At 61.9% G+C, this 12119-nt stretch carries 11 protein-coding genes; 8 read left to right on the top strand and 3 right to left on the bottom strand.

Annotation, left to right across the window (positions count from 1 at the left end):
• The first annotated feature begins 716 nt into the window (after positions 1 to 716).
• The 3 genes from Q4G24_RS00005 to Q4G24_RS00015 all read left to right on the top strand — a co-directional run bounded on the left by Q4G24_RS00005 (position 717) and on the right by Q4G24_RS00015 (position 4201).
• Positions 717 to 1361, top strand: coding sequence for an NAD(P)H-dependent oxidoreductase (locus tag Q4G24_RS00005; RefSeq protein ID WP_303364441.1), 645 nt, complete (start codon positions 717 to 719; stop codon positions 1359 to 1361).
• Positions 1362 to 1774: 413 nt separating this feature from the next.
• Positions 1775 to 2065, top strand: coding sequence for a hypothetical protein (locus Q4G24_RS00010; protein ID WP_303364442.1), 291 nt, complete (start codon positions 1775 to 1777; stop codon positions 2063 to 2065).
• A 795-nt stretch (positions 2066 to 2860) separates the two neighbouring features.
• On the top strand, positions 2861 to 4201 hold the full coding sequence (locus tag Q4G24_RS00015; protein WP_303364443.1) for a site-specific integrase: 1341 nt from the start codon (positions 2861 to 2863) through the stop codon (positions 4199 to 4201).
• 71 nt (positions 4202 to 4272) lie between these two features.
• On the opposite strand, the gene Q4G24_RS00020 is transcribed toward Q4G24_RS00015, so the two are convergent.
• A complete protein-coding gene (locus Q4G24_RS00020; protein WP_303364444.1) occupies positions 4273 to 5454 on the bottom strand; it encodes an MFS transporter in 1182 nt (393 codons plus the stop codon).
• A gap of 226 nt (positions 5455 to 5680) precedes the next feature.
• Positions 5681 to 6652: a hypothetical protein gene (locus Q4G24_RS00025; protein ID WP_303364445.1), complete on the bottom strand. Its 972-nt coding sequence runs from the start codon at positions 6650 to 6652 to the stop codon at positions 5681 to 5683.
• A 575-nt stretch (positions 6653 to 7227) separates the two neighbouring features.
• On the opposite strand from Q4G24_RS00025, the gene Q4G24_RS00030 reads away from it, so the two are divergent.
• The 5 genes from Q4G24_RS00030 (at position 7228) to bioB (ending at position 10683) form a co-directional block, all read left to right on the top strand.
• Positions 7228 to 7821 (top strand): LysE family translocator, encoded by a 594-nt coding sequence (locus Q4G24_RS00030; protein ID WP_303364446.1) that lies wholly within the window; start codon positions 7228 to 7230, stop codon positions 7819 to 7821.
• 29 nt (positions 7822 to 7850) lie between these two features.
• Positions 7851 to 8363 carry a hypothetical protein gene (locus Q4G24_RS00035; protein WP_303364447.1) on the top strand — a complete coding sequence of 171 codons (513 nt, stop codon included), beginning with the start codon at positions 7851 to 7853 and terminating at the stop codon, positions 8361 to 8363.
• Positions 8364 to 8401: 38 nt separating this feature from the next.
• Positions 8402 to 9070: a GntR family transcriptional regulator gene (locus Q4G24_RS00040; RefSeq protein WP_303364448.1), complete on the top strand. Its 669-nt coding sequence runs from the start codon at positions 8402 to 8404 to the stop codon at positions 9068 to 9070.
• 84 nt (positions 9071 to 9154) lie between these two features.
• Entirely contained in the window at positions 9155 to 9712 is a 558-nt protein-coding gene (locus tag Q4G24_RS00045; protein ID WP_303364449.1) for a biotin transporter BioY, read from the top strand.
• Entirely contained in the window at positions 9709 to 10683 is a 975-nt protein-coding gene (gene bioB, locus Q4G24_RS00050; protein WP_303364450.1) for a biotin synthase BioB, read from the top strand. The genes Q4G24_RS00045 and bioB overlap by 4 nt, the downstream gene beginning before the upstream one ends.
• A 2-nt stretch (positions 10684 to 10685) precedes the next feature.
• Here bioB and Q4G24_RS00055 read toward each other — a convergent pair whose 3' ends face one another.
• Positions 10686 to 12098, bottom strand: a complete 1413-nt coding sequence (locus tag Q4G24_RS00055) for a PLP-dependent aminotransferase family protein (RefSeq protein WP_303364451.1) — start codon at positions 12096 to 12098, stop codon at positions 10686 to 10688.
• Positions 12099 to 12119 lie beyond the last annotated feature (21 nt).

The following is a 12119-nucleotide window of genomic DNA, read 5'->3' on the forward strand; positions in this document are numbered from 1 at the left end:
CAAATCGACAAAACCGCCCGCATATCCCTTCATTCATCATCAATGTCAAAAAGCAGAGGAAAAAACCCAACCGTCCCGCCAATTCCTTGGCGCTGACAGCCACATCCATTCCTGATTGTTTGCCCCGGCGACCATCCCGTCGAAGCGGAAGCCCTATCTAAGACCCTTTCAGCACATCGTCAAGAACCAATCTCAACTTTTTCGCTGCGCCTCATTCTTTCAAACTTGGCAGGTCTTTCAGAGCATCGACCCCGCAGTCTCAGGCTTGCCTGACTTCCGGTTCCGAACCTTGACTGCGTTGCCGCCGTCTCGGTGGAGCGGTGTCTAGGCCCGGCGAACGCCCCCGGCAAGAGGAAATTTTCCGCAGCCGCGAAATTTCCTCGTATTGTCCTGTATTAAAACAATAATTTTTGCCACACCAGCGTCACAGAATCGCGCACCCGCAACGGCCATAACCAGAATCAGGCCGAATCTGCCGGCCGAATCCATGCTGCCCTGCCGAAATTCCCGATTCTCTCTCCAACGGGAATCAGAATCAGCCGCCAGAAAAGCCACGATTCGGCGATCCACGGGAACCACCGCATCATGTCACACCCCGATTGATGAGCCAGACTCACAGGCCAATGCAAAATGCCCCTAATCGGCAGGGTCTGCCTCCCCTATCTATGAGTCGCGGCTGACAAGAATGCCGTTCAAGCCCTTTGCACGGGGACAACATGTCAGACGAACACGACACCCAGAACGCAGGCGGCGCTGTCAGCCGTCGCAATATCTTCAAGGCAGGTGCCGGGCTGGCCCTTGGCGCGGCGGTGCCCTCACTGATGACCGGAACCAGTGCCCAGGCGCAGGTCGCCGGGGACACGATGTTCGTGAATCTCGAAACGGTCTATGGCGACAATATGCGCGGATTCGACCGGGCCACGGAGCGCCGGATCTATCAGCAGATGGACCGGATGGTTCTGATGTTCCCGATCCACTGGTTCAACATGACGCCGATGATGAAGGCTTATATGAACGAAATCTGGGGGTCCGGTGGCCCGCCCGAACTGCGCGGGAAAGAGCTGTTCGCCGTCGTCACCACCGGCGGCGGGGCAGATGCCTGCCGCCCGGAAGGCCGGCTGGGCTTTACCATCGGGCAGGTGCTGACACCACTGGCCGCCAGCGCCAATTACACCGGCATGACCTATTCAGAGCCGCTGGCCTTTCTCGGTTCCGCCGGGGCAAGCGGCGCTGCTCTGCGACAATATCAGGACGCACTGGCCGCAAGACTGCACGAGCCGCCCCGTCGGGGGTGGCTCACGGGGCGGCAAGTCGCTCGGCTTGACTTGGGCGGCAACCCCATCGCCCGAAACACGCATTGATCGCGCCTTCTCCTCTCCTGAAGAAAACCTGCCGATCACGACTGCAAAGGCCGAAACAGGCAGGCGGCCTGCAAACTGCCTGTCCCGGCCGCCAATGCCAGCCACACATCTGCCGGACAGCGGTTGGGGTGTAACTTCTTGTTTTCCAAAGCCGATCATGCAAGCCTTGGAAAAGCATCGGAGGACATGCCTCGAAGGTGACAAGCTTTGGGTTATTTTGGCGCGCGAGTGAGATTGAATGGAATCCGGGGCAAGGTAATTGAAATGAGTTTCGGCTACTCGGGCGGACCGGCGCTAACCGGGGAAAAATCCGTATAGCTGATTTCCGGCACCAGCAAGGCATTTACATTCTTTTTGACGAGTATGGTCCAGCCTATGTGGGTCTGACACGCGCTCAAGGGCTTGGGAAGCGATTGAAAGACCACCTCACCGATCACCTTCAGGACAAGTGGGATCGCTTCTCGTGGTTCGGCTTCCATCCCATCGGAAGCCCTGACCCGCGAAGCGGGATTCTTCAGCTCAATCAGCCCGACGAGAATTTGACCGACGATACGCGGACGACGATAGGTGACCTTGAAGCACTTCTGATCCGTTCGATTGGTCCAAAGCACAACAGGGCGAAGCCTGGGTTTCAAGGGGCTGAGGAATGGGCGCAGATCGACTATGAAGACACGGAGAAATATTTAGGAAGATTAAGTTATTGACCATGAAGGGCTGAATTTTGGCTCGCAATCAATAAACATCAACGCCAGATTGTGGCGATAATATTTCCCCCAAACACCTGACCGGGCGCAGAACAGTTGGGCATCCAAAGTGCGCCTTTTCCACTATCGAAAGCATACCCCGGCATCACTGGAACCCCGGGGTTTATCTCATAACCAGCAGGGTCAAGAACTGCAGCTTTCTGCATTTGACAGGCAAACGGAATACCATTTGATCCGTTCGATCCCCCCTCCATGAAGCCGCAGTCCGAGAAAACTCGCCGACAACGCAAGGGGAGTTGGCCAGCCTTGCGGCGGTTTAAGCTGCGACCGGATTACGAGCAGTTACCCCCCGCCCCGGATCGAACGCCTGAGGGTCGGGCGCCGTGCCGTGATATAGACGCCAACGGCTCATACTGCTCCCCCCACGAAACATGGCGTGACCACAGCAGCACCTGCAACATACGACTCAGCTGCCCACCAATCCGCATCGCGGGATCACGGCCCAAACTACGGCAAACGCCGATCACCGCTTCTGCCACAGAAACGGGGCACTCATGGTTTTGTGGTGAAATGGCGCACCCGACACGATTCGAACGTGTGGCCTTTGCCTTCGGAGCAATTAATCGTGGCCTATCCGAAATGCGCGACGCAGCACGCCACGGCACGCTAACATATTAAAATCGCTTGTGTTTAAGCTCGCTCGTCGTCGAAACCAGTAGCCGCAACTACTCCGTAGCTTTCGCCCGACTGCTTACGTGGTGCTTACGCGGCTCAGTTGCTCTGATGACGAGGTTGATGATGCCAAAGATCACAAAACGGCTGGTTGAAAGCGTTAAGAGCCAGAAGAAGGACTTCGTCGTCTGGGACAGCGACCTGCCTGGCTTCGGGTTGCGTGTTTTCGCTTCTGGGAAGCGCAGCTACGTGATCCAGTATCGCCGTGACGGACGGTCGCGCCGCTATACGATTGGCCTCCACGGTATCTGGACTGCCGAAACAGCCAGACGAGAGGCCAAGGTCCAGCTAGGGCGCGTCGCTCAGGGCGATGATCCGGCCGAAGAGCGCCACGAAGACCGACAGGCCATGACCGTGCAACAGCTCTGTGAGCGCTACGTCGAAGACCTGCACGCCGGCCTCATCCTCGGGAAACGTGGGCAGCCCAAGAGACCATCAACGGTCTCCACCGATATCGGGCGGATCAATGGGCATATCATCCCGCTGATCGGCAAGAAGAGGGTGCGTGATCTGACCAAAGTGGATGTTACGAAGATGATGAATGACATCATCCTCGGCAAAACCTGCGCTACGCGAAAGACCAAAAAGCTAAGGGGCAAGACGATCTTGCGGGGTGGCCAGGGCACAGCAACCCGGGCGGTCGGCTTGCTGGGCGGTATCCTCACCTATGCTTCGGAGGCGGGCATCGTCGACACGAACGTCGCGCATGGCATCAGGAAGCCCAAAGATCGCGTTCGCGACCGGCGTCTGACACACAGCGAGTATCAGTTGATGGGTAAAATTCTGGACAAGGCCGAGCGGGATGAAAACCTCGCCACCATGGTCAGCATCGTCCGCCAGATCGCCCTCACGGGCTGCCGGCGCAGCGAGATTATCGAACTCCGCTGGTCCGATGTCGATCTTCCCAACAGCTGTCTGCGGCTGTCAGAGACAAAGGAAGGAGCGTCCACACGACCGATAGGACTGGCAGTTGTCGAGTTCTTGGAAACGCAGAGCTTGAGAAAGGAAGGGCCGTTCGTGTTCCCAGGTGTGCGCGGCAACAACGCATTCGGCAATTTTCCGAAGCAATGGAGCCAGCTGTTCGAGAACACCGAACTCTCCGATATTACCGCGCATGTCTTGCGCCACAGCTTCGCGAGCATAGCGCACGAACTCGGCTTCAGCGAAATCACCATCGCGGCCCTCCTCGGGCACTCGAAGGGTTCTGTAACGAGCAAGTATGTGCATACCCTCGATAGCAGCCTCGTCATGGCCGCCGATACCGTCGCGGGCTACATCTCAGGACTTCTGACTGGCAACCAATTCAAACAACCAGCTTACGCTTTTGATCGGTCTGCCAGAAAGCGTTCCCTTGACCAGTTCCTCGACGGGGTGGCAATGGCGCGCGACGAGTTGGGGACATGACGCTTGGGCCGTCTGGGTAAACGCCCGACCGCCGCGTTGATCAAGGCGGACATTTTTCGCATCGCCTCGAATTAGGGCTTCCACGACAACAGCAGCGCCAAGGTAGCCGAGATGACGCCCAAAGCGCATGTGCCGCTCCAGCCCCACTCGGCGTAGGCAGCTCCACCAATGCCGGCCCCGACCGCGCCACCAGCGAGCATGGTTGCCATGAATATGGTGTTAAGCCGGCTGCGTGCGTTCGGATCGAGTGCATAGACGCGCGACTGGTTGGCAACCTGGGAGGATTGCACAGCAAGATCCATGATCACGATGCCGGTGACCAACCCAATAATGGAACCTTGCCAGAGCCCGAAAATGAGGAAGGCCAATATCACGAGCCCCGCGCCCATCGACACTACCACGGCGGGACCGCGCCTGTCTGAGAACCGGCCTGCGATAGGCGCGGAAAGTGCACCGACGACACCGACCAGCGCCAGAAGTCCTACAGCTGTTCCTCCGAGTTCATGCTGCGGATCAGCTATCAGAAGCGCGAGGTTCGACCAAAAGCTGATGAAGGCCGCGAAGATCAGGAATTGCACCGCGACCACGCGCCGGAGAACGCTATGCTTGCGTACCAACGTCCAAAGAGAGCCAAGCAGGTGCAGATAGCTCAAGTCGGTCGTCGGCATCGCACGCGGAAGCCAACGCGCCAGCGCCGCGCCGACAATGCTCATCACCACCGCGGCCAGCCAGAAGACGTAAGGCCATCCCCAAAGGTCCGAGACTATGCCGCTGACCGTGCGGGCAAGCAGAACACCGATCAGGATGCCGCCTGTTACCGTGCCGAGTACACGACCTTGCTTGTCGGGCGGAGCCAGATGCACGGCGAGCGGCACGATCTGTTGGGCGACCGTGGCGAACAGGCCGACCGCGAAACTAGCAACAGCGAGCCACACGAAGCCGGGCGAGACAGCCGCACCGATCAGCGCCACCACGAGGGCGGCGATGGTCACGAGGATAAGCGACTTACGCTCGAGGCGGTCCCCGAGTGGTGCGAGGAAGAGCACCCCAAGCGCGTTGCCCGCTTGCGTCAGCACGGGCACGATGGCGGCAGTACCAGCCGTCAGCCCGAAATCCGTTGTCAGATGGCCGAGGAAAGCCTGATTATAGTAGCTGCTGGCGACGGCCGCACCGGCACCGACTGCCAGAAGGCGGATCAGAGCGGCGGATAGATGTTCGGAACGGACACGGCCTGTTTGCATAGCATCAGACATGCACTACGGCCTTGTTCGCACAACTGACGTCTCTTGCCGAGAGAATGAGATTTTCTAATCTTGCCCGCGTCCTGCGGGACGCAACGCACCTTTTCTGAGGTCGGTCGGGACGGAGACATCAAGCTTTCTGCAGAGGACTGAGCTTGGCGCCAGGCGCGGTGCGCTTCCATTTCGAAGAGCGGCGCGATGGATGGAAATCGGCGCTATGCCCCCCACGATTGATGCCCTATTCATCCTTGAACTTTCGCTGGTAGCGCTCCTCCGGCGAAACCCACTGCTCGATGAATGATAGCGGATCGAGATCGCCCAGCATCGAACGCGCCAAACGCAGCCGGGACTCCAGATGCACGCGCCGCTCTCCGTCCACCATCTGCATACGCTTTTCGGCCTCGACGAAGAACATCTCGACGGAGAGCGCCTTGGTCCAATCCGCCATGATATCCGAAAGCTGTTGAAGGCTCTCGGTGCGGGCCTTCGCCTCACTGCGCTTATCCTCTTCCCTCCGCCAGCGCTCCCATTGAAGCTCCTGTTCCCTTTTCTTCCGGGCAGCCTCGTCATCGGCCGCGTCCATGAGAGCCTTCAACTCTTCGGCCGAGCCTTCAAGCTTGCGGATCACTTCGCCGAACTCCCGATTGAACGAGCGCTTACTGGTCTCCTGCCATGTAAGCTGCCACTCTACTCCGGGGTGCGGAGAATAGGCGACCAAGCGAAAGCGTCCGCAAGGCAGGTCCTGTTCTGTCGTCCAACTGTGTGATGGCAAAATCGACCGCCCTTGTCGTCGATCGAGCGTGCTATCACGAACGTATTTCCCATTTTGGTAACGCATCGTCGCTCGCTCGGTCATTTCCGTCAGAACCAGCCCGATCGGGATGGCGCCCAGGTATGCAATTGTGGGTCGGAGCGGCGACCAGATGGTACCATGCCCATACTGACCATACTTCCGGTCAAGGCGGACGGTCTCCCGCTCTTCGATCTTTGCGCGCTGCAACTTCTGATCCGGAGGGGCGAACCGCACGGGATACCCCTTCTTTCCAAACGCCAGATAGAGACCATTGGCGAGGTCGAGCGCCCGTTCCAGAGACGCGGCGGATGTAACGATGTCAGGGAGGAGTTGTTTGTATGGGCGCAAGAATTCGTTGGCATCAATCTTGCGGGTCTTGAGAAAATGGCTCTTAGTCCCACGCAGCAGGGCATTCACTGCGGGCCTTGCCGCACCCCGGCCAGCTTTCTGCCACTCTTCATCGCGCTCTTCTCTCGCGGGACGTGCCAGAGGCCTGTCCTTGCTCCAGATCTGTTGATCTCCGGGCTGGGCCTCGGGTAGTTCCGGTCGGCGGGGAGCCCTGCCAACAGCCTTCTTTTGCCAGTATCCAACCGGGGGCCTGGGAACGCGCAGCACCGTGCAAACTCGAGCCAGGTACGACCCTGAGACGGCATACTTCTCAGACAAATGAAGGATCGGCGTTTCCCAAACCTCTTCGAAGAGCTGTTCCCGAGATACCTCAAATCGGCCTTCTGCTCTGCTCAACGGGGGCGGCTTGCTGGTCATTTTAGTTCGCTTCCGGGCGGGCGCGAGCTCAGCCCGCACCTCGCATTCGGTCCTTTCGGCTCCTTCTAAGCGAATGAATCGCCGTAGCGCCACCCAAAGAGACCGCGTCCCTTGCGTGGCGGCACGCGACAAGCGTGGATTCTGCTCATGCCGAGTTGAGAAGCTCTCAATCGCCCTGCCGGTCCAGAACACGGAGCATGTATTCGTGTGAACTGGGAAGGTCGCAAATGGAGTTTACCACAATAGGGGCCCTGGCGCTCTACGCCTTTGTCATGTCGATCACCCCGGGGCCAAACAACATGCTTCTCGCCAACGCGGGGCTGGTGTTCGGCTTTCGGAGCACCATACCGCAGATCGTTGGCATTCCGACCGGTGTGATCTCCCAGATCCTGCTCGTGGCCGCCGGTCTCAGCAGCCTTTTCGCACAGTTTCCCAGTATCCAGTTGGCACTCAAGGTGGCTGGGACGTTCTATCTGCTCTGGCTCGCCCTGAAGCTTTGGAAAGCCGATGCGCTGGCGCAATCACCTAATGCCACCCCGATCTCGTTTTCTCAGGCGCTGCTGTTCCAGTTCATCAATCCGAAATCTTGGCTGATCGCGCTCACCGCCGTGTCGGCATTTCTGCAGCCCGAAAAGGCGGTTCTTCCCCAATTGCTAATTATTTGCTTCGCCTTCGCATTGATCGGCACCCCATGCATGGCCGTTTGGTCTGCCATGGGATCCGCCCTGCGGCGCCACCTGTCGAGCCCGACCAGCCTCAGGCGCGCAAATCGAACCCTCGCGGCGCTCGCATCGGCAACGTGCCTCATGTTCTGGCTTTGAAGGTGGACAAGGCACGCCAAGCGCATTCGATGCCTGATCTGGTGATCTGGCTGTCATATTTTCGGCTTGCCGGGTTCTGGCTAATGGCTGGGCTCCTCCTCGTTCCAGCTCTCGCGGTGGCGATATCTCTTATGCAAGAGCCCGGCTTCGAAGGCAGGGCATCGCAGGTGGCATTTCTGGCATTGGCCGCGCCACTTGGGTTTGTGCCGGTCCTCTTGCATTGGAAGTACGGACGACGGAAAGGCCCGATACTGACATTCACGGCGCAGGGCATCCTCATGAACGCCATAGATCCCGAGGCGAACATCCCATGGAGAGATATCGACGTCAGAGCAAATTGGCACGTGCTCGGGGGCTGGCGGACGATCCTGACGTTCCGATGTGTCGGCCGACCTCCGAAAGAGGGAAGACGTGTCGGAGCCGCTGATCTTTACGAATTGCGACTTCCCAACATTGCAACCAAGGGCTGCCTGAGCCTGCAGAGGCTTGCCAGGTCCTACAAGAAGGCGACGATGTCAGATGAGCAGCGGACCAAATCTTAACTGTCGACGGGCGGCGCGGCATGAATTATCTATAATTCATGAAACACGCCCCTGAAGAGACCCAGTCCGCCCGCATCGCCCGCGCCCTTGCCGACCGTATCATCTCGGGCGAGATTCCGCCCGGCGCGCGGCTCCGGCAGGACCATGTCGCTGCCGAGTTCGGCGCGAGCCATGTCCCAGTGCGCGAGGCCTTCCGCGAGTTGCAGACCCAGGGTCTGGCAGAGAGCGAACCAAGGCGTGGCTTTCGCGTCACCGAATTCGACGTAGCCGAACTGCGCGAGGTGGCCGAGATGCGTTCCAGCCTCGAAAGCCTCGCCCTGCGCCATGCCGCGCCCAATATGACACGCGCTATTCTGCAGGAAGCAGAAGAGGTTACGCGCCACGGCGACAGTGCTAGTACCGTCCGTGACTGGGAGGCAGCAAACCGCCATTTTCACCGGCTCATCCTGTCCCCCTGCCGGATGCCGCGTCTGCTGCGGACGATCGACGACCTGCAGGCCGCCAGCGCGCGGTTCCTCTTCGCCGCCTGGCGGCGCGACTGGGAGGCGCGCACAGATCACGACCACCGCGCCATTCTCGACGCTCTGCGCAAGGGGCAGACCGACCTCGCCTGCGCCACGCTCGCGCGCCATGTCGGCTGGATCGGCAAGCGCAAAACTGCCGTGAAAAATGCCGATTTGCGAGAGACTTACGAGATTCCCGGATAATTATCTATAAACCTAATTGCCAGCATCACGCAAAGCCTTCGTAATTATAGATAGACTCGATGCCTATCTTCGGAGGACAGACCCATGGCATTTCTCACCCCCACTCTGACCCGTCCCGCAGCGCTCGGACGCAGCCTCGCGCTGGCGCTCGGCGGCGCGGCGCTGATCACGCTCGGCGCCAAAATCCAGATCCCGTTCTGGCCGGTGCCGATGACACTGCACACGTTGGCGGTCTTCTTCGTCGCCGCCACGCTCGGGCCGAGGCTCGGCTTTACGGCAATGGCGGCCTATCTGGCGGCGGGCGCCCTGGGAATTCCGGTCTTCTCGGGCACGCCGGAACGCGGAATCGGGCTGGCGTATATGGCCGGACCGACCGGCGGTTATCTTGCGGGCTACCTGTTGGGCGCGGGCCTGACCGGCTGGCTGGCGCAGGGGCGCGGGTTGATCGGGCGCTTCCTGGCGATGCTGGCGGGCCTCGCCGTGGTCTATATCCTCGGCCTCGCCTGGCTGGCGCTCTATCTCCCGGCGCAGGGGCTGCTGGCCGCGGGTCTCACGCCCTTCCTGCTCGGCGATCTGGTCAAGCTGGCTTTGGCCTCGGGCCTCATCGCGGCCATCGCCCGCTTCCGGACCCGCGCGGCATGATCCGAAGCGACTGGACCATGGCGGAGGCCCGGGCGATCCACGCCCTGCCCTTCGCCGACCTCATGCACCGCGCCCAGACCCTGCACCGCGCGCATTTCGACCCCAACGCGATCGAAACCGCGAGCCTGCTCAGCCTCAAGACCGGCGGCTGCCCCGAGGATTGCGGCTATTGCTCGCAATCGGCCTTTCACGACACCGGGGTGAAGGCCACCAAGCTCATGGAAGCCGAGGAGGTTCTGGCCGCCGCACAGCGCGCCAAGGCTTCCGGCGCGCAGAGGTTCTGCATGGGGGCCGCCTGGCGCAGCCCCAAAGACCGCGACATGGACAAGCTCTGCGACATGGTGCGGGGCGTGTCCGAGCTGGGGCTGGAAACCTGCATGACGCTGGGAATGCTGTCGCCCGAACAGGTCGCGCGGCTGAAGGCGGCGGGCCTGGATTTCTACAACCACAACATCGACACCTCGCCCGAGTATTACGCGCAGATCGCCACCACCCGCACCATGGAGGACCGCCTCGACACGGTCGAACAGGTCCGCAAGGGCGGCATCAAGGTCTGCTGTGGCGGCATCCTCGGCATGGGCGAGGCCGAGGAGGACCGCATCGCCATGCTGGTGACGCTGGCGACCCTGCCCACGCATCCCGACAGCGTGCCGGTGAACCTGTGGAACGAGATCGAGGGCGTGCCGGTGCAGGCGCGGGCCCAGGCCGTCGATCCCTTCGCGCTGGTGCGCATCGTGGCGCTGGCCCGCATCCTGATGCCAGCGTCGGTCGTCCGCTTGTCGGCCGGGCGCACGGGAATGAGCGACGAACTGCAGGCGCTGTGCTTCCTTGCCGGAGCGAACTCGATCTTCGTGGGCGACCAGTTGCTGACCACCGGCAACCCGGCGGCCTGGAAGGATCAGGATCTGCTGACCCGGCTCGGGATGCACATCGCCCCCGCGCAGGCCCGGCGCGCGGTCGCGGCGGAATAGGCTCAGCCCGGAACGCTTCGGGCGAGGATCTCCACCGCCCGGGCGATCTGCCCTTCGTCCAGCGCCGCATAGCCCAGCCGGAAGGCCTGCGGCGCCGGGCCCTCTAGCGCAAAGCGCGTACCCGGCAGCAGCGCCAGTCCCGCCTGCCCCGCGGCTTTGGCCCAGGCCTCGGCTGACCTCCCCTCGCAACGCAGCCACAGCGCGAGCCCTCCGGCGGGCAAGTCGAATGTCGCCCGCCCGGCGAGGTGTTCGCCCAGCAGCGCCGCCAGCAGATCCCGCCGCGCCCGGTAGACCCGCCGCGCCTTGCGGGCGTGACGGCCTAGATCGCCATCGCGGATCAGCTCCGCCAGTGCCGCCTCCAGTGGCGCGTCGCCCTGCCGGTCGATGGCGGCGCGCGCCTCGGCCATGCGGGTCAACAACGGCTCGGGCGCCAGCGCATAGCCCAACCGGATGCCCGGCGAGAGCAGCTTCGACAGCGAGCCCACATAGATCAGCGGTAAGCCCTCGGGCGCACGGGCGGCCAGCGGCAGCACGGGGCGGCCCTCGAACCGGTACTCGTGGTCGTAATCGTCCTCGATCAATGTGAGCCCATGGCGCTGCGCCAACTCCAGCAGCTGCAGCCGCCGCGCCGCGCCCATGGTCACCGTGGTCGGGTATTGGTGATGCGGCGTGACATAGACCGCCCGGATGCGCGGATCGCGGGCAAGCGCAGCCTCCAGCGCGTCGATCCTGAGGCCGCCGCCATCCACCGGCACGCCCCGCACCTCTGCCCCCGCTGCGCGGAACGCTTCCCAGGCTAGCGGATAGCCCGGTTCCTCGACGGCGATGACCTCGCCCGGCGACAGCGCCGCCCGTACAGCCAGGAACAGCGCCATCTGGCTGCCCCGCGCGATCAGCAGCCGCGACGGCTCCGCCACTACGCCCCGGTCCGTGGCGAGATAGCCCGCCAGTGCCTCGCGCAGTGAGGATGTGCCGCGTGCATCGCCGTAATCCGCCCCGGCGCGGAAGGCCGACGACAGCAGCGCACGGCGAAAGGCCCGGGCCAGCGCTTTGTCGGGCACCAGCTTGGGGTCCGGCGCGCCGTCGGTAAACGCGAGCCTTGCGCGTGGCGCCACCGGGTCCATCGGCGTGGGCGCGGGTCTGCGGACCAGCATCCCCTGCGGCAGATCCTGCGCCACGAAGGTGCCCCGCGCCGGTTCCGCCTGCAACCAGCCTTGCGTCAGTAGCTCCTGATAGGCGGCATCCACCGTATTGCGATGGACCCCCAGCTCGCGCGCCAGCGCCCGAGTGCCGGGCAGCCGCGCTCCGGGCTTCAGGCGGCCGCGGGTGATGTCACGGGTGATCGCCTCGGCAATGGCGAGGAAAAGCGGGCCGTCGTGGCCCGGCTCCATCTCGAGGGCAAGAGGCTCGCGCATGTCGAAAACCGGCCTAGCTCA

This window comes from Paracoccus sp. (in: a-proteobacteria) (assembly GCF_030538695.1).
Lineage (GTDB): Bacteria > Pseudomonadota > Alphaproteobacteria > Rhodobacterales > Rhodobacteraceae > Paracoccus.